The 262-nt window shown below is 58.0% G+C and carries 1 protein-coding gene; it reads right to left on the minus strand.

Annotated elements, in window-relative coordinates:
- The coding region (locus SB771_RS35180; RefSeq protein ID WP_410722067.1) for a LysR family transcriptional regulator at nt 1-121 on the minus strand (121 nt) is incomplete at its 3' end.
- Between the last annotated feature and the right edge of the window lie 141 nt (nt 122-262).

Genomic DNA, 262 nt, shown 5'->3' on the forward strand with positions numbered 1-262 from the left:
TGACCTGCTGGCTGACGGCCGCCTGGGTGACGTTCAGTTCAAACGCGGCGCGCGTGAAGCTCAAATGCCGCGCGGACGATTCGAAGGCGCGCAGCGCGTTCAACGGGAGGTAAGGTCTCATGGCGAAGGCATAAGATTTTCTTGTGGGTCGGCTAACTTATCATCGTTTGTCAGCGGCTCGCGGAAAACCGATAGTTGCGGCTCACACAAGGAGCGGCAAATGATAACCAGACGGAAATTCGCGGGTGCATTGCTGGGTGCG

Source organism: Burkholderia sp. SIMBA_051, from assembly GCF_046534915.1.
GTDB classification, from domain to species: domain Bacteria; phylum Pseudomonadota; class Gammaproteobacteria; order Burkholderiales; family Burkholderiaceae; genus Burkholderia; species Burkholderia ambifaria.